At 69.6% G+C, this 23,204-nt stretch carries 27 protein-coding genes; 10 read left to right on the forward strand and 17 right to left on the reverse strand.

Going from position 1 to position 23,204, the window contains the following annotated elements; genetic code table 11:
- Positions 1 to 13 precede the first annotated feature (13 nt).
- From ACIBX3_RS05075 to ACIBX3_RS05090, 4 genes are read right to left on the reverse strand one after another with little or no spacing between them, the layout of a single operon-like run.
- Positions 14 to 1,237 carry an RNA polymerase sigma factor gene (locus ACIBX3_RS05075; RefSeq protein ID WP_397113215.1) on the reverse strand — a complete coding sequence of 408 codons (1,224 nt, stop codon included), beginning with the start codon at positions 1,235 to 1,237 and terminating at the stop codon, positions 14 to 16.
- A 6-nt stretch (positions 1,238 to 1,243) separates the two neighbouring features.
- The gene (locus ACIBX3_RS05080; RefSeq protein ID WP_397113217.1) at positions 1,244 to 1,483 is read right to left on the reverse strand and encodes a hypothetical protein; all 240 of its coding nucleotides are present in this window, start codon (positions 1,481 to 1,483) and stop codon (positions 1,244 to 1,246) included.
- A 10-nt stretch (positions 1,484 to 1,493) separates the two neighbouring features.
- Positions 1,494 to 1,676, reverse strand: a complete 183-nt coding sequence (locus ACIBX3_RS05085) for a hypothetical protein (protein ID WP_397113219.1) — start codon at positions 1,674 to 1,676, stop codon at positions 1,494 to 1,496.
- Positions 1,673 to 2,260: a TetR/AcrR family transcriptional regulator gene (locus ACIBX3_RS05090; protein WP_397113221.1), complete on the reverse strand. Its 588-nt coding sequence runs from the start codon at positions 2,258 to 2,260 to the stop codon at positions 1,673 to 1,675. Before ACIBX3_RS05090 ends, ACIBX3_RS05085 begins: the two co-directional genes overlap by 4 nt.
- 159 nt (positions 2,261 to 2,419) lie before the next feature.
- On the opposite strand from ACIBX3_RS05090, the gene ACIBX3_RS05095 reads away from it, so the two are divergent.
- Positions 2,420 to 3,085, forward strand: a complete 666-nt coding sequence (locus ACIBX3_RS05095; RefSeq protein ID WP_397113223.1) for a Uma2 family endonuclease — start codon at positions 2,420 to 2,422, stop codon at positions 3,083 to 3,085.
- A gap of 44 nt (positions 3,086 to 3,129) precedes the next feature.
- Here the strand turns inward: ACIBX3_RS05095 and ACIBX3_RS05100 are convergent, their stop codons facing one another.
- Both ACIBX3_RS05100 and guaB read right to left on the reverse strand, forming a co-directional pair.
- The gene (locus ACIBX3_RS05100; protein ID WP_397113225.1) at positions 3,130 to 4,251 is read right to left on the reverse strand and encodes a GuaB3 family IMP dehydrogenase-related protein; all 1,122 of its coding nucleotides are present in this window, start codon (positions 4,249 to 4,251) and stop codon (positions 3,130 to 3,132) included.
- A gap of 4 nt (positions 4,252 to 4,255) precedes the next feature.
- Positions 4,256 to 5,737: an IMP dehydrogenase gene (gene guaB, locus ACIBX3_RS05105; protein ID WP_397113227.1), complete on the reverse strand. Its 1,482-nt coding sequence runs from the start codon at positions 5,735 to 5,737 to the stop codon at positions 4,256 to 4,258.
- Positions 5,738 to 6,217: 480 nt separating this feature from the next.
- Between guaB and ACIBX3_RS05110 the strand changes: the two genes are divergently transcribed.
- Both ACIBX3_RS05110 and ACIBX3_RS05115 read left to right on the forward strand, forming a co-directional pair.
- The gene (locus tag ACIBX3_RS05110) at positions 6,218 to 7,228 is read left to right on the forward strand and encodes a helix-turn-helix domain-containing protein (protein WP_397113229.1); all 1,011 of its coding nucleotides are present in this window, start codon (positions 6,218 to 6,220) and stop codon (positions 7,226 to 7,228) included.
- 40 nt (positions 7,229 to 7,268) lie between these two features.
- Complete coding sequence (locus ACIBX3_RS05115) at positions 7,269 to 7,646, forward strand: DUF5319 domain-containing protein (protein WP_397113231.1); 378 nt, start codon at positions 7,269 to 7,271, stop codon at positions 7,644 to 7,646.
- A 269-nt stretch (positions 7,647 to 7,915) separates the two neighbouring features.
- On the opposite strand, the gene ACIBX3_RS05120 is transcribed toward ACIBX3_RS05115, so the two are convergent.
- Entirely contained in the window at positions 7,916 to 8,551 is a 636-nt protein-coding gene (locus tag ACIBX3_RS05120; protein ID WP_397113233.1) for a sigma-70 family RNA polymerase sigma factor, read from the reverse strand.
- 498 nt (positions 8,552 to 9,049) lie between these two features.
- Between ACIBX3_RS05120 and ACIBX3_RS05125 the strand changes: the two genes are divergently transcribed.
- A complete protein-coding gene (locus tag ACIBX3_RS05125; RefSeq protein ID WP_397113235.1) occupies positions 9,050 to 9,472 on the forward strand; it encodes a hypothetical protein in 423 nt (140 codons plus the stop codon).
- A gap of 17 nt (positions 9,473 to 9,489) precedes the next feature.
- On the opposite strand, the gene ACIBX3_RS05130 is transcribed toward ACIBX3_RS05125, so the two are convergent.
- Together ACIBX3_RS05130 and ACIBX3_RS05135 are read right to left on the reverse strand one after the other, a co-directional pair.
- Positions 9,490 to 10,083, reverse strand: a complete 594-nt coding sequence (locus ACIBX3_RS05130) for a hypothetical protein (protein WP_397113237.1) — start codon at positions 10,081 to 10,083, stop codon at positions 9,490 to 9,492.
- A gap of 41 nt (positions 10,084 to 10,124) precedes the next feature.
- Entirely contained in the window at positions 10,125 to 10,535 is a 411-nt protein-coding gene (locus tag ACIBX3_RS05135; protein ID WP_397113239.1) for a winged helix-turn-helix transcriptional regulator, read from the reverse strand.
- Positions 10,536 to 10,633: 98 nt separating this feature from the next.
- Here ACIBX3_RS05135 and ACIBX3_RS05140 point away from each other — a divergent pair, with 98 nt between their 5' ends.
- The 3 genes from ACIBX3_RS05140 (at position 10,634) to ACIBX3_RS05150 (ending at position 12,501) form a co-directional block, all read left to right on the forward strand.
- Positions 10,634 to 10,783, forward strand: coding sequence for a hypothetical protein (locus ACIBX3_RS05140; RefSeq protein WP_397113241.1), 150 nt, complete (start codon positions 10,634 to 10,636; stop codon positions 10,781 to 10,783).
- 81 nt (positions 10,784 to 10,864) lie between these two features.
- On the forward strand, positions 10,865 to 11,212 hold the full coding sequence (locus ACIBX3_RS05145) for a YciI family protein (RefSeq protein WP_397113243.1): 348 nt from the start codon (positions 10,865 to 10,867) through the stop codon (positions 11,210 to 11,212).
- Positions 11,209 to 12,501 carry an RNA polymerase sigma factor gene (locus tag ACIBX3_RS05150; RefSeq protein WP_397113245.1) on the forward strand — a complete coding sequence of 431 codons (1,293 nt, stop codon included), beginning with the start codon at positions 11,209 to 11,211 and terminating at the stop codon, positions 12,499 to 12,501. The genes ACIBX3_RS05145 and ACIBX3_RS05150 overlap by 4 nt, the downstream gene beginning before the upstream one ends.
- A 169-nt stretch (positions 12,502 to 12,670) precedes the next feature.
- On the opposite strand, the gene groL is transcribed toward ACIBX3_RS05150, so the two are convergent.
- Together groL and groES are read right to left on the reverse strand one after the other, a co-directional pair.
- The gene (gene groL / locus ACIBX3_RS05155) at positions 12,671 to 14,290 is read right to left on the reverse strand and encodes a chaperonin GroEL (protein WP_397113247.1); all 1,620 of its coding nucleotides are present in this window, start codon (positions 14,288 to 14,290) and stop codon (positions 12,671 to 12,673) included.
- Positions 14,291 to 14,362: 72 nt separating this feature from the next.
- Positions 14,363 to 14,677 carry a co-chaperone GroES gene (gene groES / locus ACIBX3_RS05160; RefSeq protein WP_197093639.1) on the reverse strand — a complete coding sequence of 105 codons (315 nt, stop codon included), beginning with the start codon at positions 14,675 to 14,677 and terminating at the stop codon, positions 14,363 to 14,365.
- A 448-nt stretch (positions 14,678 to 15,125) separates the two neighbouring features.
- Between groES and ACIBX3_RS05165 the strand changes: the two genes are divergently transcribed.
- The 3 genes from ACIBX3_RS05165 to ACIBX3_RS05175 all read left to right on the forward strand — a co-directional run bounded on the left by ACIBX3_RS05165 (position 15,126) and on the right by ACIBX3_RS05175 (position 18,789).
- Positions 15,126 to 16,283 (forward strand): methyltransferase domain-containing protein, encoded by a 1,158-nt coding sequence (locus tag ACIBX3_RS05165; protein ID WP_397113249.1) that lies wholly within the window; start codon positions 15,126 to 15,128, stop codon positions 16,281 to 16,283.
- Between the two features lie 194 nt (positions 16,284 to 16,477).
- On the forward strand, positions 16,478 to 18,334 hold the full coding sequence (locus tag ACIBX3_RS05170; RefSeq protein ID WP_397113251.1) for a hypothetical protein: 1,857 nt from the start codon (positions 16,478 to 16,480) through the stop codon (positions 18,332 to 18,334).
- Between the two features lie 83 nt (positions 18,335 to 18,417).
- A complete protein-coding gene (locus ACIBX3_RS05175; protein ID WP_397113253.1) occupies positions 18,418 to 18,789 on the forward strand; it encodes a hypothetical protein in 372 nt (123 codons plus the stop codon).
- A gap of 5 nt (positions 18,790 to 18,794) precedes the next feature.
- On the opposite strand, the gene tsaD is transcribed toward ACIBX3_RS05175, so the two are convergent.
- Genes tsaD through ACIBX3_RS05205 form a run of 6 tightly spaced genes read right to left on the reverse strand, consistent with a single transcriptional unit; the run spans position 18,795 to position 23,095 of the window.
- A complete protein-coding gene (gene tsaD, locus ACIBX3_RS05180) occupies positions 18,795 to 19,826 on the reverse strand; it encodes a tRNA (adenosine(37)-N6)-threonylcarbamoyltransferase complex transferase subunit TsaD (RefSeq protein ID WP_397113255.1) in 1,032 nt (343 codons plus the stop codon).
- Entirely contained in the window at positions 19,819 to 20,250 is a 432-nt protein-coding gene (gene rimI, locus ACIBX3_RS05185; RefSeq protein WP_397113399.1) for a ribosomal protein S18-alanine N-acetyltransferase, read from the reverse strand. The genes tsaD and rimI overlap by 8 nt, the downstream gene beginning before the upstream one ends.
- An 11-nt stretch (positions 20,251 to 20,261) precedes the next feature.
- Complete coding sequence (gene tsaB / locus ACIBX3_RS05190; RefSeq protein ID WP_397113257.1) at positions 20,262 to 20,906, reverse strand: tRNA (adenosine(37)-N6)-threonylcarbamoyltransferase complex dimerization subunit type 1 TsaB; 645 nt, start codon at positions 20,904 to 20,906, stop codon at positions 20,262 to 20,264.
- Between the two features lie 45 nt (positions 20,907 to 20,951).
- Entirely contained in the window at positions 20,952 to 21,872 is a 921-nt protein-coding gene (locus ACIBX3_RS05195) for an aminoglycoside phosphotransferase family protein (RefSeq protein ID WP_397113259.1), read from the reverse strand.
- Entirely contained in the window at positions 21,869 to 22,408 is a 540-nt protein-coding gene (locus ACIBX3_RS05200; RefSeq protein WP_397113261.1) for a class F sortase, read from the reverse strand. The genes ACIBX3_RS05195 and ACIBX3_RS05200 overlap by 4 nt, the downstream gene beginning before the upstream one ends.
- Before the next feature lie 3 nt (positions 22,409 to 22,411).
- On the reverse strand, positions 22,412 to 23,095 hold the full coding sequence (locus ACIBX3_RS05205; RefSeq protein WP_397113263.1) for a hypothetical protein: 684 nt from the start codon (positions 23,093 to 23,095) through the stop codon (positions 22,412 to 22,414).
- Between the last annotated feature and the right edge of the window lie 109 nt (positions 23,096 to 23,204).

The raw sequence follows: 23,204 nt of genomic DNA on the forward strand, positions 1-23,204 counted from the left end.
CGTATTGATGGCCTCACTGCGTGCGGCGGGCAAGCGGCACTCCCTCGCGTCTGCGCAGGAGAAAGTCCCGTTCGACCTCGTTGCCCGCCTGGGCGATCGCCGCGTCGTACGTCTCGGCGGCCTCCGCGTGCCGCCCCAGCCGCCGCAGCAGGTCGGCGCGTACGGCGTGGAACAGGTGGTAGCCCGCCACGTCGAGCCCGTCGACCATCGCCAGCGCCTTCTCCGGCCCTTCCACCTCGGCGACCGCCACGGCCCGGTGCAACGCCACCACCGGGCTCGGGTCGAACGTCAACAGCAGATCGTACAGCTCGACGATCTGCCCCCAGTCCGTGTCCGCCTCGGCCGGCGCGTCACTGTGCACCGCGTTGATCGCGGCCTGGATCTGGTAAGGGCCGGGCCGTTCGAGCCGCAGGCACCACCGTACGAGGGCCTGCCCCTCCTCGATCAGCCCGCGATCCCACAACCCCCGGTCCTGCTCCGCAAGCGGCACCAGCTCGCCCGCCGGCCCCGTACGAGCGGCCCGCCGCGACTCGATGAGCAGCATGAGCGCGAGCAACCCCATGACCTCGGGCTCGCCGGGCATCAGCGCGGCCAGCAGCCGCCCGAGCCTGATGGCCTCCGCGCAGAGCTCCTCCCGGACGAGCCGATCGCCCGAGCTGGCCGTGTACCCCTCGTTGAAGATCAGATAGATCACGGCCAGTACGGCTCGCGAACGATCGGGCAGATCCTGTTCGGACGGCACCCGGTACGGGATCCGCGCCGCGCGGATCTTGTTCTTGGCCCGGACCAGCCGCTGCGCCATGGTCGGCTCGGGCATCAGGAACGCCCGCGCGATCTCCGCCGTGGACAGCCCTCCGAGCAGCCGCAACGTCAGAGCGACCTGGACATGGACGGCGAGCGCGGGATGACAGCAGGTGAAGATCAGCCGCAGCCGATCGTCGGGAACGGGCCCCTCCTCCTTCGCCGGAGGCTCCTGGGCACGCAGCAGGGCGGCCTGCGCGTGCTTGTCCTGCCGCGCCGACTCCCTGCGCAGCCGGTCGACGGCCCGGTTGCGAGCGGTCGTGATGATCCACCCCGCCGGGCTCGGCGGCGTCCCTTCCTCAGGCCACCGCCGCACCGCGACCGCGAACGCCTCCTGCACCGCCTCCTCGGCGAGGTCGATGTCCCCGAAGGCACGCACGAGCACGGCCACGGCCCGGCCGTACTCCTCGCGGAACACCCTCTCGATGTCTGGCATGGAAACCTAGCGCTGGTTACGCGCCATCGCCTCCACCGTGTTCTTGGCCACCAGCAGCGAGGACCCGGTGACCTCCCGGTAGATCTTGATGGCGTGGATCATCTTGCCTTTCCGCAGCGCCTCATAGAAGGCCGGCGGCAGGAACGGGCCGTCGGCGTCCACGAGGGCGGGGTCGATGCCGAGATGCCGATGCAGGTTCGCGACCTGCCTCTCAAGGCGGGCGATTCGCTCCTCTACGGATTCCATGGCGGAAACACTACGCGTTCGGATCAAGGAGCACGATGCCGCCGTCGCTCCCGCCGAAGACGTACGCGCTCCCGTCGCCGCCCAGGTCCTCGATCAGCCGGGCGGCATCATCGCTCCACATCCCCCCGCTGGTCCTCGGGTTCCCGGCTGTCGAGGCGGCGGCCCCCACCACCCGCAACGTTCCGCTCTTCATCGTGACTTCTCACTCGCCCTGGGCCAGTTCTCCAGCAGCACGTGCAAGGCGTCGATGGCCTTTTCCCAGGACGCGTCCACGTCTCGGGGATGCGCGAAGGCGCCCTGGGCCTCCAGACTGGTGTATCCGTGGAAGGTGCTGCGCAGCAGCCGGACGGCATCCGTCAGGTCCGGCTCCTCCAGGTCGTAGCCGCGCAACATCCCGTACGTCAGCTCACCCGTGCGCCGGAAGACTGTGGTGTCGACGACCTGCGCCAGGTCCACCTTGCTCTGCGTGGCCGCGTAGCGGCCGGGATGGCGCAGTGCGTACTCGCGGTACGCGCCCGCGAACGCGGCCAGCGCGTCTTTCCCCGCCCGTCCCGCGACCGCCTCGGCGATGAGGTCCACCATCTCCCCGGCGGCCAGGAGGGCGACCCTGGTGCGCAGGTCCTGGAGATTCTTGACGTGCGAATACAGGCTCGCGTCCTTGACACCGAACCTCCGCGCGAGCGCCGACACGGTGACGCTGTCGAACCCGACCTCGTCGGCCAATTCGGCTGCGGCCCGCGTAACCCTCTCAGCCGTCAACCCCGCACGCGCAGCCATCCGCCATCTCCCATTACCTAGATACCCTAGGTCTTACCTTAGAGCTATAAGCAATGACAAATAAGGGATAAATGAAACGGTCTGCAGCATCTCAAGTACAGTGAGTGACGGGAGCATTTAGGATGACGGGAGCTGATCGTGAGGGAGGAATCACAGGAAGTGACCGCTGTCGCTAGATTGCCAGAGGAGCTTCGCTTCATTCTGCCCAGCTCGCCATATCAGATGTGGGTTGACGGCGAGCTTCAGGACTATCTCCACATCCCATACGACGGCACCCGAGTCGAAATCATCGATGGAGAGATCGTGGTGTCCCCCGCCCCTCGCTTCCGCCACAACGGCGTCATCGGGCTGATCGCCGACAAGCTGGCGATTCGCCGACATGTCGATCCGGCCTATCGTTGGCGATACATCGCCGGCAACGGGCTGAACTTCGTCGCCGAGGAGAACGGATACATCCCGGATCTCATGATCCTGGACGCCGAGATCTGGCAAGAGGCATGGCACCTCAATCCCCTGCATCTGGTCACCGACCAGGCTGAAATGGTCGTCGAAGTGACATCTCCCTCAACGGCGGAGCGGGATCGGCCCCCCACCGGCAAGCCGGCAAGCAAGGGCAAGTGGTGTGGATACGCGCGTGCCGAGATCCCCTACTACCTGCTCATCGATCTCGACCCGGCCGTCTCGAGGATCACCCTTTACTCGATCCCTGACCAATCCTCCAGCGCATACCTCCACGAGGAGAGCTGGGGCCTCGGCGAGACGATCATCTTGCCCGACCCGATCGGCATCGAGATACCCACGGACGGCTGGAAGCCCTGGGATTAGAACTGCCTACCGGCCCTCGGGACCCTCCCAAGGGCCGGCCGGGATCAGCGCTGGATCGGCGCCACAACGACCTCGACCCGCTGGAACTCCTTGATGTCGGAGTAACCGGTAGAGGCCATGGTCCGCTTCAAAGCCCCCATCAGATTCATCGACCCGTCCGCCACACTCGACGGCCCGTGCAGGATCTGCTCCAACGTCCCCACGGTCCCGAATTCGACCCGCCGCCCCCGAGGCAGATCCGGGTGGTGCGCCTCCGACCCCCAGTGGAACCCGTGCCCCGGCGCCTCGGCCGCCCGCGCCAGCGGCGAGCCCACCATCACCGCGTCGGCCCCGCACGCGATCGCCTTGGCGATGTCGCCGGACGTGCCCATGCCGCCGTCGGCGATCACATGGACGTACCGCCCGCCGGACTCGTCCATGTAGTCCCGGCGCGCCGCGGCGACGTCGGAGATCGCGGTGGCCATCGGCACTGCCACCCCCAGCACGTTGCGCGTCGTGTGTGAGGCGCCGCCGCCGAACCCGACCAGCACCCCGGCCGCACCGGTGCGCATCAGGTGCAGGGCGGCGGTGTACGTGGCGCAACCACCCACGATGACCGGCACGTCCAGTTCGTAGATGAACTGCTTGAGGTTGAGCGGCTCGGCCCTTCCCGACACATGCTCGGCGGACACGGTCGTGCCGCGGATGACGAAGATGTCGACGCCCGCGTCGATCACGGTCTTGTGGTATTGGACGGTGCGCTGCGGCGACAGCCGCACGGCCGTCGTCACCCCGGAGGCCCGGATCTCCTCGATGCGCCGCCCGATCAGCTCCTCCTTGATCGGCGCCGCGTAGATCTCCTGAAGCCGCTTGGTGGCCGCCGCCACGTCCAGGGCGGCGCACTCCTCCAGCAGCGGCGACGGGTCGTCGTACCGCGTCCACAGCCCTTCGAGGTCGAGCGGGGCCAGGCCGCCGAGGCGCCCGATCTCAATCGCGGTGGCGGGCGACACCACGCTGTCCATGGGCGCGACGATCACGGGCAGCTCGAACCGGTAGGCGTCGATCTGCCAGGCGATCGAGACTTCCTCCGGGTCACGGGTGCGCCGCGAGGGCACCAGGCCGATCTCGTCAAGCGCGTACGCCCGCCGCCCGGTCTTCCCCCGGCCGATCTCCACCTGCTGAGTCATGAACTTACCTTCTGTGATAGTTCGGAGCTTCCACGGTCATCTGGATGTCGTGGGGGTGGCTCTCCTTGAGGCCCGCCGCCGTGATCGGCATGAGCTCGCAGTCGGTGTGCATCTGCTCGATCGTGCGGCATCCGGCGTACCACATGCCCTGGCGCAGCCCGCCGACCAACTGGTGCGCGACCGCCGCGACCGGGCCGCGGTAGGGCACCTGACCCTCGATGCCCTCCGGGATGTACTTGTCGTCGCCGCCGACGTCGGCCTGGGCGTAGCGGTCCTTGCTGAACGACTGGCCACCGCGCTCGCGGTTGCGCACCGCGCCCAGCGACCCCATGCCCCGGTACGACTTGAACTGCTTGCCGTTGATGAAGATCAGCTCACCGGGCGACTCCTCGCAGCCGGCGAGCAGCGAGCCCAGCATGACCGTGTTGGCGCCGGCCGCGATGGCCTTGACGATGTCGCCGGAGTATTGCAGGCCGCCGTCGCCGATGACCGGGATGCCGGCGGGCGCGCACGCCTTGGACGCCTCGTGGATGGCCGTGACCTGCGGCGCGCCCACTCCGGCCACCACCCGGGTGGTGCAGATCGAGCCGGGTCCGACCCCCACCTTGACCGCGTCCACGCCCGCGTCGACCAGCATCTGCGCGCCCGCCCTGGTCGCGACGTTGCCGCCGATGACCTCGACCTTGCTGTTGGCCTTGACCTTGGCGATCATTTCGGCCAGTCCCTTGGAATGCCCATGGGCCACGTCCACGACCACCACGTCGACCCCGGCCTCGATCAGCGCCTTGGCCCGCAATTCGGCGTCGCCGCCGACTCCCACGGCCGCGCCGACCAGCAGGCGGCCGTCGGGGTCCTTGGTGGCCAGCGGATACTGCTCGCTCTTGGTGAAGTCCTTGACCGTGATCAGGCCGCGCAGCCTGCCGTCGGCGTCGACCAGCGGCAGCTTCTCGATCTTGTTGTGCCTGAGGAGGGTGAACGCCTCGTCGCGCGACACCCCGACCGGGGCGGTGACGAGCGGCATCTTCGTCATGACCTCGCGCACGGGCCGCGACTGGTCGGTCTCGAAGCGCATGTCGCGGTTGGTCACGATGCCGACGAGCGTCCCCGACACGTCCGTCACGGGCACCCCGGAGATCCGGTACGTCGCGCACAGCCGCTCCACGTCGGCCAGCGTGTCGTCCGGGCTGCAGGTCACCGGATTGGTGACCATCCCGGCCTCGGACCGCTTGACCAGGTCGGCCTGCTGGGCCTGCTCATCGATGGACAAGTTGCGGTGGAGGACGCCGATGCCGCCCTGCCTGGCCATGGCGACCGCCATGCGCGCCTCGGTGACGGTGTCCATGGCCGCCGAGACCAGCGGGATGGAGAGCCTGATGCCGCGGGACAGCCGGGATCCGGTGTCGGCCTCCCCGGGCTGCATGTCCGAATAAGCAGGCACCAGCAGCACGTCATCGAAGGTCAGTCCGGTCTCCGTGAACTTGCCCATGCTGCGGCCCCCTCTGCCGTTGCTTTGATTGAGCCAAGTCTAGGGCCTGCCTCCAAAACCGGATTTCACCGCCTCACCGCGTGAGACGGGCTCGGTCGCCAGACGCCGCCGTCGGCTCTCCCTCACCATGATGCCGGGAGGACGATGACCCCCACGGTCCGTCGTACTCCCGGCATCAAAAGTGCCGGGGGATGGGACGGTCGGTGATCCGTCCCATCCCCCGGCCACCGGCATCCGGTGTGGCGGCGCGATGCACCACCGAACCCCCCTCCGCGTCCTGATGGGCGGCGCAACCACACCTTCCAGGGGATGCCGACGCTAAGTGAATCCTGCGTTACTCAACGGCACATCGCAATGTGAAAACGTGCAATTGCACGAAGTTGCATCCCCGAAGCTGTGAGTCCGCGCAAGGAGCGGACACGGGCGTAATGCGGCGTTATCCTCGCGGCACGCCCGTGTCCCCCAACGGAGCCGCACACAATGCGCAACGAGTCCCGCACCGGGTCAGATCCCTTCGAGACGCTGGGCCTCAACCCGGCCCAGCGCACCCTTTACACCGCTGTCCTGCGCCTGCACAGAGCGACGCGCACCGATCTCGCGCAGGCCCTGGACGGGCCGGTGGAGAAGGTCGGCCGCCAGCTCGACGACCTCGTCAAGCTGGGGGTGGTCGACGAGCAATCGGGGGAATACCTGGCCAGGCACCCCGCCGCGGCCCTGGGCCGGGTGATCGCCGAGCGCCTCGACCGGCTGGCCGAGGAGAGCCGGATGATCGACTCGGCGCTGGGCTCGATCCGCGGCCTGATCCGCGACTACGACGCCGGCCGGGACTACCAGAGCGGGCCGTTCACGGTGGAGATGGTGAGCGGCGCGGACGTGCTCTACGAAAGCGTGGTGGGCATCGCGGTGCAGTCGCCCGGGATGGAATTAGTGACCGCCATTCCCGATGAACGCACCATGACCGACTTTGCCCGCAAATTTGCGGATCCCTGGATAGACGCGCAAAAACGAAAACTTCTCACGGTTCGTGCTGTCATCCCGGTCACCACTCTCATGCTGCCCGGCGTTCGCGACCAGCTCGTCAATCTCATCGAAACCGGCGGCAAGGTACGCACGCTGCGCCACGTGCCGAGCTGGTTCATGACCGTGGGGCCGGAGGTCGCGGGCCTGCCGCCGTTCTGGGGCGGCAACCTGCCCGATCACGCGTACAACTTCTATCTCGTCCGCACGCCGATCGTCGTCGGCGTGCTCCACGCGTTCTTCGACGAGCTGTGGGCCAGGGCCATGCCCCTGCCCTGGGGCCGCAGGGGTGACGGGATGGTGCAGGTGCTGCGCCTGGCGGCGCAGGGCATGTGCGACGACTCGATCGCCCGCCAGCTCGGCGTATCCGTGCGCACGGTGCGCGCCAGGTTCGCCGACGCCATGGCGGAGCTGGGCACACAGTCACGCTTCCACGCAGGCGTGGAGGCTACCCGGCGCGGATGGCTGAGTTAGATACTCACCGCAGGGGCCGCATCGGTCATATGGTGGGAAGGTGCTGGAAGACGTCCCCCGCGACCCGTTCGCGGACGACCCGAACGACCCTTCCTCGGCGATGGGCGCGCTCGACGACGCTGAGCCACTGACCGCAGCGGAGCGTGACGAGGCCATCACGGACCTCGCCGACGTCGAGGTCTTCCGCTCCCTGCTCGAACCGCAGGGGGTACTGGGTCTCGTACTCGACTGCCCGGAATGCGGCGAGCAGCACTACTTCGACTGGGAGCTGCTGCGCGGCAACCTACGACAAATGATCGAGAAAGGTCAGCCCCAGGTCCACGAGCCGGCCTTTCACCCGGACCCGGCCGACTACGTCAGCTGGGAGTACGCCAGAGGCTACGTCGACGGCGTCATCGACACGGAGGAACGCCGCTGACCAGAGGACCGCATCGGGACATGTGATCGGCTGACATCACCTGATGGAGAGGAGGAACGCCGGAGATCCGTCGGACCCATCGGGCGGGCAGGACCCGTCGGACCCATCCAGGACATCCTTGACCAGGACGGCAAGCAGCCGCACGGCCGGATCGTCCCGATCTCCTCGACCGCCCGGATGACCAGGGCCATCCGAACGGGCGGCCGGATCAGTAGGCCGCTCTCCACGACCGAGCGCATCGAACAGTGCGTCGGTCTTCTCCTCTGGCGTCAAGCCGACTCCAGCTCCGCCATCTGCCGCAACCTGGCGAGCGCTCGATGCTGGGCGACGCGGACCGCACCTGGGGACATACCGAGTACATTACCGGTCTCCTCCGCCGACAGTCCGGAGACCACCCGCAAGAGCAGCAACTCGCGCTGGTTCTCGGGCAGCCTGGCCAGCAGCCGGCGCGCCTGCTCGACCTCGATGTAGCGGACCACGGTCTCCTCCGGCCCGGGCCCATCGTCCGGCCCGTCCGGCAGATCCTGGGTCGGCACGGCCGACCGCACGGAGCTCCGCAACGCATCGGCCACCTTGTGCGAGGCGATCCCGAAGACGAAGGACGCGAAGGGCCGTCCCATGTCCCGGTACCGCGGCAGCGCGGACAACACCGCGATGCACACCTCCTGGGCTACGTCATCGGCAATGTGATATTGCCCTGAAACCCTGCCCAGCCTGGCGCGGCAATACCGCACCACCATCGGACGCAACTCACCGAGCAGGGATTCGATCGCGCTGCGATCCCCCTGTACGGCGAGGCTCGTCAGTTCCCTAAGGTCGGAGTCATCCGTCCGTGCCGGAAGTCTCGACGCGAGCCTTACCCCAATTTTGGCGTCGGCGACGCTTCCCTCGCTCACGATAGGCATGATGCCCGCACTGATCGGGCCTGTCGTCATGGCGAACGGCTACGGATTGGTCACATTGAAGCGACGATAACCAACAGTAACCATTCGGACACACTAAGCCTTAGATATCGCCATAATATTTCACCTGATAACCCGCAATGCGCGATAATTGTCAGACCTCGACGCTTATCCCCCGCTCCCGGTTTACTCCAATAGTCCACCTTTTCCCCCATTTCCCCCCATGGGAGCCGGCCGGGTCCGCCCGAAAAGCCAAGGCCTCCGCAGGCGACCTCCCCGGTCCCCGCGTCCAGAGGATTCACCCGGCTCCGGCACGTGGAAGCGGGTGACTGACTCTCGCGCTCAGGGCTCGTTCAATGGGAAGTGTCATGTCGTCAACGGCCGGACTTCGCCGCCGGCCGGACCACCACCTGGCCCGGAACACATGACGGCGGCCCTCGCCTGATCACAGCAAGCAGGGGCCGCCGCCGCCCAGCACTATACGGGGAGGCGGAGATCACGATGCATTGGCACGCCTACCAGTGGACGGGCGCCGGCGTCGAGCGCGACAACGAGGCCGAGCGGCGCCCGGACTCACCCGGCTTCCGTGCCTCGGCGCTGCCGCCCATGAGGACCGGCGACTGGCTGGTCAAGCCCGCTTCCCGCATCGCGGCCAGTTTCGACGACGTCGACGCGGCGGTCAGCTGGCTGGCGGCCGCGTACGGCGAGATCCGCGACGCCTTCCTCGTCCCCGATCGCCTCCCGGTGGAGGACCGGCTCGCGAACGCCCGCGATCTGCTGCCGCGCGGCGTTGACGTGCAGTGGGGCGAATGGCTCCTGGGCGGCCGCTTCGCCACCGTCGCCGTGATCTGCTGCCCGAACCGGCACGTCTCCCACCCCTGCCCCATCCGGCGAAGCGCCGGGGTGGCCGGCGGCTCGTCGTGAGCTCCCCCGATGACCGGCTACTCTCCCCGCGCGTCGAGCAGGTCCAGGTAGCCCTGCACGGCCTCCCACAGATGATGCTCCGGATACCGGCCGAGCCCGCGATGCTCCCGCCGCCACTTCCGATCCCAGTACGAGCGGTGCACGGCCCGCAGGTGCTCCAGAGCCGCCTCGAGCTCGCCGGCCATCTGGACCCGCTCTTCCTCGGCTCCGGCCGTCACCCGGCGCAGCACGTCGAAGCGGCGCTCGGCCAGCGCGTCCAGGACGGCCTTCTCGGGCCCCTCCAGTGACCAGAACCGCACCGGGCCCCGGATGACATGGTTCCACGCCGGATCCCGGAAGGACCGCCACGAGTAGGCGATCCCGCCCCGGTCCAGCCGCAGGAAGTCGACCAGCCACGCGGTCCCGGGCGGCTGGGACCCCCAGGTCACCTCCTCCGGCGGCAGGTTCAGCACGAAGACGGCCTCGATGGCGTCAATGGGGTCGGCGCCCTCCACCAGGTCCCCGAAGACGTACGCCTCCCTCAGGAACGGCTCCGCCGCCGGCACGCGTTTGGTCTGGTCACACGCCTCGGCGAGCATCCGCAACCGCTCCACCGCCCGCCGGTACCGCATCCCGCCGCCTCCTCACGCTCGCCTCGCGACCAGCGTACGGACTACACAAAGCCCACCTGTCCTGCGCCGTCCCCTTCGGGCGGCTGGTGCTGGGCGCCCCAGTCCCAGAGCGCCTGTAGGACGGGGCCGAGGCCGTGGCCTTGCGGAGTCAGCCTGTAGTGGGTGCGGGGCGGCCAGCCGGGCTCGCGGCGGCGGTCCACGACGCCGGCCTCGGCGAGGTGGGCCAGCCGATCCGACAGGACCTTGTCCGACAGGGCAGGCAGGGCTTGGCGGAGCTCGGTGAAGGTGCGCTCGCCCTGGAGGAGCTCGCGTATCACCAGGGTCGTCCAGCGGCCGCGCAGGGCCGCGAGGGTGATCTCCACCGGGCAGGACGGGCTGGGCTCCGCGACGTTCGCGCGCGGGTCGCCGGGCAGGCCCGGCCGGATCAGGTGGCCAACCGTTTGGTGAGTCACGAGGGCCCCTCCTAGCGTTGCCGGCGTCTCAGTGATTCCTACCTGCTGGAAGGACGTGCGTGCGGAATGCGGCAGCTTGCGGAGCGACTTTGCTGATCGTGGACTGGGTCATCCGGGGCACGGACGGTGACGGGCAGCCGGTCCACATCGAGGGCACCGCCACCGACGTCGCCCGGCGCGGGGAGGACGGGCGCTGGCGGTACGTCATCGACAACCCGTTCGGCGTACGCCAAGAAATCGCTCCCTAATCGGGACGCGTGCTGTCGAATTCGGGCCTGCCGTCCGACGTAAGGGTGTAAGGACGATGAGCAGCTGAAAGGGAGACCTCCATGGCCCAGTACGCGATCCTGCTGTACGCGAAGGCCCCCGCCGACCCCGACGACCTCACGCCTGAGGAGAGTGAGGCGCATCACCAGCACGGCCAGGACGTGGCGAAGCTCGGCGGCACCATGCTCACCGCGTTCGCGCTGCAGCCCAGCACCACGGCGACCACCGTACGCGGCGACGCCATCACCGACGGGCCCTTCCTCGACGCCAAGGAGGTCGTCGCCGGGGTCTATGTGATCGAGGCGCCCGACCTCGACGTGGCTCTGGAGATCGCCCGGCGCAACCCCATCACCCAATTGGGCGGCGGCGTCGAGGTACGGCCCGTGGCGAGCGGGTTCTTCGAGGGATGACTGAGGTCGAAGCCGCTGTGGCGGACGCGCACCGTCGCGGGTGGGCCCTGGTGCTCGCCTCGACGGCGCGCGTGGCGGCGGACCTGGACCTGGCCGAGGAATGCGTACAGGAGGCGTACGCGGCGGCGCTGGCGAGCTGGCGGCGCGACGGGATCCCGGACAACCCGGCGGCATGGCTCACCACCACCGCCAAGCGCCGCGCGATGGACGCGGTACGACGCGAGCGGGCGTTCCGCGCGAAACTGCCGTTGCTGGTGGAGCCGGAGGAGACGGAAGAGACCGCGGACGAGCGGGAGGAGGCGGCGGGCGAGGACCGATTGGAGGACGCGGTGCCGGACGAGCGGCTGCGGCTGATCTTCATGTGCTGCCATCCCGCGCTGGCTCAGGAGGCGCAGCCGGCTCTCACGCTCAGGCTGGTGTGCGGGGTGCCGACCGGTGACGTCGCCCGGGCGTTCCTGGTGTCGGAGACGACGATGGCCGCCCGGCTGACCAGGGCGAAGAAGAAGATCTCGGCTGCCAGGATCCCCTACCGGGTGCCGGGAGCGGCGGCGTTGCCGGATCGGCTGCGCGCGGTGCTCGGCGTGATCCACCTGCTGTTCACCATCGGGTACGCCGCGCCCTCGGGCGCGGAGCTGATGCGTGCGGACCTGATGGACCAGGCGCTGCACCTGGCCCGCATGCTCCGGGAGCTGATGCCCGACGAGCGGGAGGTGTGGGGGCTTCTCGCCCTGCTGCTGGTCACCGACGCCCGGCGCGCCACCCGGGTCGACGCCCGCGGCCGGCTGCTGCGGCTGGAGGAGCAGGACCGGTCGCGATGGGACCGTGCGGCCATCGCCGAGGCGCACGACCTGATCGTGGACGGCCTGCGGGGCGGGCGGCCGGGACGCTACGTGCTGCAGGCCGCCATCGCGTCCCTGTACGCCGAGGCGCCGTCCTACGAGCGGACGGACTGGCCGCAGATCGTGACCCTGTACGACGCGCTGCTGGCGGTGTGGCCGTCTCCCGTGGTGGCGTTGAACCGCACGGTGGCGCTGGCGCGCGTCTCCGGCCCCGGGCGGGCACTGGCGGAGGTCGAGGAGCTTGAGAAGGACGGCCGGCTCGCGGGATACCAGTATCTACCGGCGATCAAGGCCGACCTGCTGCGCCGGCTGGGGCGCGCCGAGGAGGCGTCGGCCGCCTACAGGCAGGCCCTGGATCTCAGCGGGAACGAGGCCGAGCGGGAGTTCCTGACCGGACGGCTCGCGGATCTCCCGCTGGATCACCGGGCCGGGCCGGCTACTCCGGCATGACACTCATCGGGAACGGCGCCATCGGCGCCCTGTACGAGGCGGGCGCGGGCCGGTTCCGCGACGAGATCCGCCGGAACCGGTCCTGGGAGAGCGCCATCGGCCGGCGCTGAAACGCCGTACGGCCCGCACCCCAACGCCATGGGGATGCGAGCCGTACCGCGACAAAAGGTCAGTGGCCGTGGCCGTGACCGTGACCCTGGCCGGCGGCCGGGGCCTCCTCCTCGGGCTTGTCCACCACGAGCACCTCGGTGGTGAGCAGCATGCCCGCGATCGAGGCCGCGTTCTGCACGGCCGACCGCGTGACCTTCACCGGGTCGATGACGCCCTGGTCCAGCAGGTTGCCGTATTCGCCGGTGGCGGCGTTGAGGCCGTTGCCGGCGCTCAGCTCCGCGATCTTGTGAGTGACCACGTAGCCCTCGAGGCCGGCGTTCTCGGCGATCCAGCGGGCCGGCTCGACCAGAGCGCGGCGGACGATGGCGACGCCCGTGGCCTCGTCGCCCGACAGGCCGAGGTCGTCGAGCTCCTTGGAGACGTGGATCAGCGCGGAGCCACCGCCGGAGACGATGCCCTCCTCGATCGCGGCGCGCGTCGCGGAGATCGCGTCCTCGAGGCGGTGCTTCTTCTCCTTCAGCTCCACCTCGGTGGCGGCGCCGACACGCAGCACGCACACACCGCCGGCGAGCTTGGCCAGGCGCTCCTGCAGCTTCTCGCGGTCCCAGTCGGAGTCGGACTGCTCGATGGCGAGCCTGATCTCCTTGACGCGGTCCTCGATGGCCGTCGCGTCACCGGCGCCGTCGACGATGGTCGTGGCGTCCTTGGTGACCACGATGCGGCGGGCGGTGCCGAGCACCTCCAGGCCGACGTGCTCCAGCTTGAGGCCGATCTCCTCGCTGACGACCTGGCCACCGGTGAGGATGGCCATGTCCTGCAGCATCGCCTTGCGGCGGTCGCCGAAGCCGGGGGCCTTGACGGCGACGGAGGTGAACGTGCCGCGGATCTTGTTGGTGACCAGGACGGCCAGGGCCTCGCCCTCGACGTCCTCGGCGACCACGAGCAGCGGCTTCTTGGTCTGGGCGATCTTCTCCAGCAGCGGCAGGAAGTCCGCGATGGAGGAGATCTTGCCCTGGGTGAGCAGGATGTAGGCGTCCTCGAGGACCGACTCCATACGCTCGGGGTCGGTCACCATGTAGGCCGACAGGTAGCCCTTGTCGAACTGCATGCCCTCGGTGAACTCGAGCTCCATGCCCATGGCGTTGGACTCTTCGACGGTGAGGACACCGTCCTTGCCCACCTTGTCGAACGCCTCGGCGATCAGGTCGCCGATCTGCGCGTCCTGAGCGGAGATCGTAGCGACATTCGCGATCTCCTTCTTGTCCTCGACCGGGCGGGCGGTGGCGAGCAGCCTGTCGCTGACGTCCTTGGCGGCCTTGTCGATGCCGCGCTTGAGCGACAGGGGCGAGGCGCCGGCGGCCACGTTGCGCAGGCCCTCACGGACCATGGCCTGGGCCAGGACGGTCGCGGTGGTGGTGCCGTCACCCGCGATGTCGTTGGTCTTGGTCGCCACTTCCTTGGCGAGCTGGGCGCCGAGGTTCTCGTAGCGCTCCTCCAGCTCGATCTCACGAGCGATGGTCACGCCATCGTTCGTGATCGTCGGCGCACCGAACTTCTTGTCGATGACGACGTTGCGGCCACGCGGGCCGAGCGTCACCTTCACTGCGTCCGCGAGGGCGTTGACGCCGCGCTCCAGCGCGCGGCGGGCACCCTCGTCGAACTCCAGGATCTTCGCCATTGCTGAAAGTCCTCTCCTTGCGTCGAAAGCCCCGGCCGCCCTCTAGAGCGCCCGGGGCCCGACACATCCGGCTTACTTCTCGATGATCGCGAGAACGTCGCGGGCGGAGAGCACGAGGTACTCCTCGCCGCCGTACTTGACCTCGGTACCGCCGTACTTGCTGTAGAGGACGATGTCGCCCTCCGAGACGTCGAGCGGAATCCGCTTGTCGCCGTCCTCATCCCAGTTGCCGGGGCCCACCGCGAGGACCTTGCCCTCTTGCGGCTTCTCCTTGGCGGTGTCTGGGATGACCAGGCCAGAAGCGGTGGTCTGCTCTGCCTCAAGCGGCTGGACCACAATGCGGTCGCCGAGCGGCTTAACGGGAACCTTAGTGGCGGTCGTCACGATCGGACCTCCCCTTCAGATTTGAATGATCTAGAAGAGGCGACCAGCTGGGCCTGCCGTCGCGGGTGTCAGACCTGCCTCGTCGCACGTTGGCACTCTCAAGGTGAGAGTGCCAACAGGAAACATATGCAAGAGGGGCTTGACAGTCAACACGAACGCGTCTGCTCAGAGCGATAACGCGTTGTCCGCGTACGGGCCGGCGGCGAGAATGCCGGGCCGGTGGGGCGCCGGACGCGGGCCTGGCCGGGCCGGCCGCGGCCTCGGCGACGGCGGTGACGGGCACGGCCTTTTCGCTCACAGCGTGATAGATGGTGGACTCGCCCTTCTCGACCACGGTTGCGCTCAGTTCGCCCGAGTCTTCCACGTGAACGACGGCGACACGGCAGCAGGGCAGGGAGGGCGCGGCGGGGTGGGGAGTTCGCGGGGGGTGGGCGCGGTAGCGTCGGGTGGTGTGGACCTCGATGCCTTCAACGAGCTGCTGACCCCTCGCGGCCGGCGGGCGCTCGCCGAGGCCGGGGAGCTGACCGGCGCCGATCCGGTCGCCGCCGCCACCAAGCTGCGCAAGACCTACGACACCGCCCTCACCTCGGCCGCCCTGACCCAGGCCGCTCTGCGGGAACGCGCCAGGGCCAAGTTCGGCGAGGACGCCGCGCGGATGTACTTCACGCCCCACGGCCTGGAGCAGTCCACGAGGAAGGAGGTCGCCGAGCACCGCGCCCGCCGCCTGGCAGGAGCCGTGGTCGTGGATGCCTGCTGCGGCATCGGCGGCGACTTCCTGGCGCTGGCCCGCGCCGGCTGCACCGTGACGGCCGTGGACATCGACCCGCTGACCGTCGCCGTCGCCAGGGCCAACGCCGAGGCGCTCGGGCTGGCGGGCAGGGTGACGGTGGCCGTGGGGGACGCGGCCGCCGTCCGGCCGGAGGACTACGACGTGCTGTTCGCCGACCCGGCGCGGCGGACGAGCAGGGGCAGGACGTTCGACCCGCTGGCCTACTCGCCGCCCTGGCCCGTGGTGCTCGACCTGGTCTCCAGGGCCGGGCGGGCCTGCGTCAAGGTCGCGCCCGGCATCCCGTACGAGTTCATCCCGGAGAAGGCCGAAGCGGAGTGGGTCTCGTACAAGGGCGAGGTCAAGGAGGCCACCCTCTGGACCGGGGACCGGCCGGCCCGCCGCGCCACGCTGCTGCCCGGCGGCCACACCCTCGCCGCCACCGGAGCCCGGGCCGCGGTCGGCGCGATGGGGCGGTACGTCTACGAACCCGACGGCGCCGCGATCCGCGCGCACCTGGTGGGCGAGGTGGCCGAGCTGGTCGGCGGCCGCCTGCTGGATCCGCGCGTCGCCTACATCGCGGGCGACGAGCCGGTGGACACGCCGTGGGCCGCCAGATACGAGGTCGACGACCTCATGACATTCTCGCTGAAGAAACTACGCGCGGCGCTCCGCGAGCGGCAAATCGGAAATGTCACCATCAAGAAGCGAGCGTCCGCCGTCGACATCGAACGCCTCCGGTCAGACTTGCGCCTTAATGGGGAAAAGTCAGCAGTAATCATCTTGACCCGAATTATGGATAAACCGTATGCCCTCATCTGTAACACCACCCCACCTGCCTGAACGAGGAAATCGGTCATTCTTTCGTTAACCGCGATCTTTCAATTCGCCCCTGACGGACCTTGATCGAAAGGCTAAGGTGGGCGGGCGGGAGTTCTCCCCCTAATGCGGTTACCCGTGTTCTCGCCCTTTCATCTGCAAACCGGACCTATCCCACCGCTGCGCGGCAGACCGTCGGCGAGCGAAGGAGCCTTTCGGTGGACAATTCCAACCACACGACCCTTCTTCACCCAGGAGGCCATTCCCCCGTCTCCGAGAGGATGCGGGAGATCCTCAACCGCGCCGCACAGGACCACGTGTATGAGCAGCGCACGCAGGGAGCCGTGCTCGACGAGATCCGCCAGCGCCTCGAGGGCATGGAGTGGCTGCTGCGGGAAGTGCGCGAGCGCGAGCTGGGCGGCCTGAGCGGCACGCTGGAGTCCGTCAACGGCCGCCTGGAGGACATCGCCGCCAAGCCGCCGATGTGGGCGGAGGGGCTGGCTCAGCACGTGGAGGCGGTACGCGACCACGTGGACGCCGTCGGCGAGCGGGTGCGCCACGTGGACGCCCGCGTCGCCCCGGTCTCCGAGCTGCCGAGCCTCTGGGCCGATCTGGGCACCGTGGGCGAGAGCGTCGACGAAGCGCTCAAACGCCTGCAGTCCGTGCTCGACACCACCGATGGCATCACCAAAGGCATGTCCGATTTCGCCGTCATATTGGCCGGCCTCAACTCCAGCATGGAGGCCGCCGCCAGCCGCTTCACCAAGCTTGACAAGTCGGTGGCCGAGCTGGCCACCCGTGCCGACCGCGTGGAGGCCGTGGTCGGCGACCTCTCCGAGGGCATCAACGACCAGCTGTCCGGCGCGGCTGAAGAGCTGGCCGGCAAGGTGGACGCCGCCGAGCGGCGCCTGACCACCCGCCTCGACGAGACCGACCAGCGCCTCACGACCCGCCTGGAGGAGACGGACCAGCGGCTCACCGCCAAGCTGGAGGAGACCGGCAGGGACCTCACCGTCCGCCTGGAGGAGACCGACCAGCGCCTGACCGCCCGGCTCGGCGAGGCGGACCAACGGCTCGCCGCGCGCCTCCAGGAGGCCGACGCGCAGGTCACCGGCCGCCTGGCCGAGGTCGAGGAGCGCCTCACCACCCGCCTGGACGAGGCCGACCAGCACCTGGCCGTGCAGCTCGGCGAGAGCGAGCAACGCCTGACGGCCAGGCTCGACGGCGTGGACGCCAGGCTCGACCGGGTCGAGGGCAGGCTTCTCGGCCTCGACTCCAGGCTTACCGGGTTCGACGGCCGCCTGGAGTCCGCCGACGAGTGCCTGGCCGACATCGACACCAGGCTCGACGGCCTCGACGGCAGGATGGCCGGCGTCGACAAGCGGCTCACCGGCATGGACGGCCAACTCGGCGCGGTGGGCAAGCGGCTGGGCACGGTGGACGGCCACCTGGGCAGGCACGACGACCGTTTCGACGCGCTGGACGTACGCATCGACGCCCGCTTCACCGCGCTCGACGAACGTGTGGCCGCCACCGACCAGCACCTCAGCGAGGCCGCCACCCGCAACGAGGGCCGCTTCAACAAGCTCGACAGCCACCTGGACGCCGTCGACGAGCGACTGGTGGAGGCGGAGGAGCACCTGAGCGGCCGCTTCGACGCGGTGGACGGCCACCTGGGCGGGATCGACACCCGGTTCAACGGCCTCGACACCCACATGAACGGCCTGGCCGCCCGCGCCGAGCAGGCCAGCGAGCATCTGGAGGCGGTGGACGACCACATCGAGGCCGTCAACCAGCGCGTCGGCCGGATCCCCGCCGACCTGGGCCTCCCCGACCTGGGCCTCCCCGAGCTGCTCCAGTCGCAGGCCGGCGAGCAGGCCGAGCGCCTGGCGGCCGCCGCCGACGTGCTGACCGACCTGGTCAGGTCTCGCCCCGACCGCGACGAGCTGGCCCAGACCGTCACCAGCGTCGTCGAGCCCGCCGCCACCGACCTGACCAAGCGGCTCAGCGCCCTGGAGGAGACCATGCTGGCCCTGGCCGAGGCCCTGCTGCGCCCCACGAGGGCCAAGGACTGAGTGTGGGGCACCTCACAGCCGACGCTGTCACGTCCGCCTGATCTCGATCGTCCGTTGCTCGGAGTCGAAAGGAGAACGGACGCATGTTCATCAAGATCTCGGTGGTCGTGGGCGCGGCCTCGGTGCTCCCCACCGGCGTGTGGATGCGGATCGACCCCGCGGGATTCGCCGCGTGGGCCAACTGGCCCAACCACGTCCATTTCTTACACGATCTGGCCGTGTTCCATATCGGCATCGGCCTGATGATGCTGGCCGCGCTGTGGTGGCGGGACGTGATCGCGGTCGTTCTGGCGGGCTACCTGGTCACCAACACCCTCCACGCGATCAACCACCTCCTGGACCAGCACATGGGCGGGCGCGAGTCCGACTGGTGGCTCCTGGGCCTGTTCTCGGTGCTCGCGGCCGCCGCCCTGGCCGTGCGCCTGCGTGGCCTACGCCGCGGGCAGACGGTGTGAGCGGCTCAGACGTAGACCGTGGTGATCGGCAGCGACGAGTCGGCCGGGATCTCCAGGCTGGAAGGCGTGACGCCGGCCGCCACCAGGTCGGAGCCGAGCGCGGCCACCATGGCGCCGTTGTCGGTGCACAGCCCGGGACGGGGCACCCGCAGCCGTACGCCGGCCGCGTCGCACCGCTCCTGGGCCAGCGCCCGCAGCCGGGAGTTGGCCGCCACCCCACCGCCGATGAGCAGGTCGTCCACGCCGTACTTCCGGCACGCCTGCAGCGCCTTGCGGGTCAGCACGTCGACCACGGCCTCCTGGAACGAGGCGGCCACGTCGGGCACGTGGATGGACTCCCCCGACGACTCGCGGGCCTCGACCCAGCGGGCCACGGCCGTCTTGAGCCCGGAGAAGGAGAAGTCGAGCGTGCCGTCGTCGATCTTGCCGCGCGGGAAGGCGATCGCCTTCCCGGAGCCCTCGCGGGCGGCCCGGTCGATGTGCGGCCCGCCGGGGAACGGCAGCCCCAGCACCCGCGCCACCTTGTCGAACGCCTCCCCCGCGGCGTCGTCCACGGTCGAGCCGAGCGAGATCACGTCCTCGGCCACGTCGGGCACGAGCAGCAGCGAGGAGTGGCCGCCGGAGACGAGCATGGCGACGCACGGCTTGGGCAGCGGCCCGTGCTCCAGCTGGTCGACGGCGACGTGGGCGGCCAGGTGGTTGACGCCGTAGAGGGGGACGCCGAGCCCGAGCGCGTAGGACTTGGCCGCCGCGACCCCGACCAGCAGCGCGCCCGCAAGGCCCGGACCGGCCGTGACGGCGATGGCGTCGATGTCGGAGAACTTGAGACCGGCCTGGGCCAGCGCGGCCTCCACGGTCGGCGTCATGGCCTCCAGATGGGCGCGCGAGGCCACCTCGGGCACCACGCCGCCGAACCTGGCGTGCTCGTCCATGCTGGAGGCGATGGTGTTGGCCAGCAGCGTGTGGCCCCTGACGATGCCGATGCCGGTCTCGTCGCAGGACGTCTCGATGCCCAGGACCAGTGGTTCGTCAGCCATCCAGCTTCCTTCTCATCATGATCGCGTCGGTGCCGTCGTCGTAGTAGCGGCGGCGGGTGCCGATCTCCTCGAATCCGAAATGCCGGTAGACCGCCTGGGCGCGCGGGTTGTCGGCGCGTACCTCCAGGAAGATCTCCCGCGCTCCTCTGCGCCCCGCCTCGGCCAGCAGCTCGGTCAGCATGGCGCTGCCGATGCCCGTGCCCTGGTGCTTCTCCAGCACCGCGATCGTCTGCACGTCGGCCTGGTCGGCCGCGACGGCGAGCCCGGCGTACGCCACGATCTCGTCGTCGAGCAGCGCCACCACGTAGTGGCGCGAGCGCGGCATGTCGGCCAGCTCGCCGCGCATCATGCCCTCGCTCCACGCGTCGAGCGGAAACGTGGCCCGCTCGATCGCCATGACCGCCGGCAGATCGGCCTCGGTCATCGGCCTGAGCTTCACGCCGTCACCCTCTTCGGCGCGCCCGGCACCACGGCGTCGGGCCGGCGCAGGTAGATCGGGCGGGGCGGGTCGAGCGGGGTGCCCTCCGCGAGCCGCTCGGCCGCCAGGGAGGCCAGGGCACCCGCGTAGGGGTATGGCGGAGCCTCGGTTTGTCCGAAAATATCGCGATAAAGCTCGGCGCCGGCTCCCACTACCGGCAACCCCTCCACCGGCACCTGCGCGGGCCGCTCCACGAACGGCCCGTCGAGCCGGGTGCGCATGTCCGCGTAACGCGCCCAGAACACCTCTTTGCGCCGCGCGTCGGTGGCCACCAGGAACGGTTCGGCCAGCCCGCTGCCGTAGGCGACCGCGTCGAGCGTGCAGATGCCGTACGCGGGCACGCCCAGCGTCGTGGCGAGGCCCTGCGCGGTCATCAGCCCCACACGCAGCCCGGTGTAGGGCCCGGGGCCGCTGCCCGCCACGATGGCCGTCACGTCGCGCAGCGCCGCGCGCGCCTCCCCCAGCACCAGCTCGATGGTGGGGACGAGCAGCTCGCCGTGGCGGCGGGCGTCGATCGTCGTGGACTCGGCGAGCACGCGCTCGCCGTCGTGGAGCGCGGCGGTGACGGCGGGCGTCGCGGTATCAAAGGCCAGGACCAGCACGACTGTCAAGCGTACCCGCAGGACGCCTCTCGCCCGGCCGTATCCTCAGGACCAGCCGGTACGCCGCCGCACCCAATCGAGCGCGACCACGCCCTGCGCCCGCTGGAACTCCCGGACCGTCGGAAGCCCCGGCGGATCCGGCTGGCGGGACTGCCGCACGAAATACCCGGCAAGCGCGGCGACGACCGAGGTCACAGCCGGGTCGGGATCGGTGAGCAGTTCGTGCGGCGGCGGCCCGCCCTGCATGCCGACCGAGGGCAGCATGCCCATCCGGTCGAACCAGGGCGCGCCGACGCAGGCCCACGGCCAGTCCACGACGTAGACGCGGTCGTCGGTGAGCAGGATGTTGTCGGCCCGCAGGTCGGCGTGGACCAGGCTGTCGCCCGCCGCCGCCTCGGCCCACCCCGACTCCAGCTCGGCCAGCTCGCCAAGGTGACGCAGCGCCCACGGGTCCAGGCCGTCGGTGTCCTCCTTGAGCAACTTGCGCCAGCCCTTGAACGCCGGCCCGAAGACGTCGCTGATCGGTGGCGCGTCGATCGGCGCAGGGGTGAGCGCGGCCGACATCCGGTCGATGGCGTGGAGCACCCGGTCGAGCTCGTCGCGCCGCCACGGCAACTCGGGGTGCCCGGCCTCGACGTCCTCGAAGACCAGCACCACCCAACCCTCCAGCTCGAACCCGGTCAGCAGCCTGGGCGCGGGCACCGACTCGGGCAGGGCCGCGGCGATCTTGAGCTCGGAGCGGTAGAGGAGGACGGTGTCGGGGTTCGGCTCGGGACCGACGGCCTTGACGAAGGCCCGCCTGCCCTCGTCGGTACGCAGCCGCACCGCGGCCGCCGGCGAGAACCCGCCGGGCTGAGTGATCGCCTCGGCCACACGCCCGCCGAGGAACTCCTCGACCGCCGCGCGCACCGCCGGGTGCACCTTGTGCCAGGGCACACGCGTGCCCGCGGCGGGAGGATGGCTCACACCTGCGAAGCGTAGACGATGATGTTGTCGACGTATTCGCCCCTGGCGTAGTCGAACTTGCCGCCGCACGTCACCAGCTTGAGCCCGTCCTCCATGTACACGCGCCGGGTGGGGAAGCTGTCCTTGTGCACCTGCTCGATCGAGTCGACCTTGTACGTCACGGTCTTGCCGTCACTGCGTTCGACCTTCACGGTCTGGCCCTTACGAAGCTGCCTGAGCTTGTAGAACACGGCAGGCGCCGTCTTGGTGTCGACGTGGCCGATGATCACCGAGGCGCCCTTCTCACCGGGCACCGCGCTGCCGGTGTACCAGCCGGCCATCTTGGGCTTCTCGTACGGCGGCAGCTCGACGTCGCCGTTCTTCTCCAGGCCCAGCTTCATCAGCGGGGCCTCGACGTCGATCGAGGGGATGTCGAGGGTCTCGGGTATGACGTTCGCGACAGGGGTGGAGGCGGTCTGCTGCACGCCCTTGCCGAAGGCGAACAGCAGCAGTCCCGTCACGGCTCCCGCGAGCACCACCCGTCCTGGGCGGGCCATGGTCTACGCCCGGTTACGCCGCTTGACCGCTATGCCGATGCCCGCGGCCAGCGCGAGGCCGATCAGCACGCCCGCGGGTCCGAGCGGGATCGCGGAGTCGTCCTCGGCGTCCTGCGCGTACGTGCCGCCGCCGCCGGCCCTGGGCGCCCTGGTCGGCACGTTGGTCGGCAGCGCCTCGCCCGCGACGACCCGCAGCCTGGCCTTGCCCATGTCGTTGGTGCCGTCGCACTTGACGTTGACGTCGTACGTGCCGCGCCCGATCGTTCCCCCGACCTGCGCCGAGCCGCGTACCCATGGCGAGCCGCCGGACGCGCCGGTCGGGGTGGGGGAGCTGGATCCCGCGGGCGCCGGGTTCAGCGTGGCGCCGCTGACGAACGCCCTGGACTGAGCGGTGCCGGTGTGGGCGGGGCCACCGCTCGGAACGGGGCAGTTGGCCAGGATCCACACCGTCGAGGTCTGGCCGGCGGTGACGCGGTCGGGGTTGAGCTGGACCTGGATGGTGGGCCTGGTCACGGTCGGTCGCGGGCTTGTGACCGTGGCGGTCGGGGTGGCGGTCGGGCTGACCGTGCCACTGGCCGTGGGTGTCGGTGTGGTAGGTGTCGGGTTCGCCTCGGCCGAGGCTGTGCAGCCCGTCAGACCGACCATGACGATGGCTCCCGCGTACGCGACTCGTCTGACCCTGAGCACCGGCCGCACCCCACTTTGCCGTCCTGCCACCAGCATCCACCCAAAACCTGGATGTCGCCCCTCCTGATACCCAGAAATTCTGGGCGAATCCCTAGCCAACGATCATGAT

Origin of the sequence: Nonomuraea sp. NPDC049480, from assembly GCF_044465905.1 — a bacterium.
GTDB lineage: Bacteria > Actinomycetota > Actinomycetes > Streptosporangiales > Streptosporangiaceae > Nonomuraea.